This is a genomic window from Mesorhizobium sp. WSM4850, assembly GCF_055811735.1.
In genome coordinates this window covers 1-517 of record NZ_JBVVPV010000170.1, presented here as the reverse complement: position 1 = coordinate 517, position 517 = coordinate 1, and the positions used below count along the sequence as shown (strand labels likewise).

Sequence of the window (517 nt, the reverse complement as noted above, 5' to 3'; positions counted from 1 at the left end):
TCTGCCAGTGCTCCGCCGCGCGTGCTTCGGGGCTCACATCACGAACCTTGGAGATGTCGAATACCGGTCCGCCTGCCTCAAGCTGTCGGGCCGCTGCGCGTGCCCGATCCATCCAGGTGTCGGGAGCCTCACCCTCGGCAACGATGCGATCCTCGACGATCGAAAGCCGAACCGATTTCGGCGGGGTCAGCGACGCCATTAGCCGCTTCAACACGAACTCCGGATCAAGACTCTGATAGAATTGCCACTGCGAATGAACGCGGGCAGGATCAATCTGCATTCCGGACAGCAAAGCCTGCGGGTCGGCGGCAAGCGGGTCTCTCAGGCCGGCAATATAGAATTGGCCATCGCGCAGCTTTTGTTCGGCAACGATGATGCCCGGCTGGGTACTCAGCCGCGACACATAGGCCTGCCAGCGCTCCGCCTCGCGTGCTTCGGGGCTCACATCACGAACCTTGGAGATGTCGAATACCGGTCCGCCTGCCTCAAGCTGTCGGGCCGCTGCGCGTGCCCGATC

The 517-nt window shown here is 62.7% G+C and carries 1 pseudogene; it reads right to left on the bottom strand.

The annotated features are described in order from the left end of the window. Positions 1-445 (bottom strand): annotated as a pseudogene (locus AC0L2Z_RS35445) (OmpA family protein); the annotation flags it as partial. Positions 446-517: the final 72 nt, after the last annotated feature.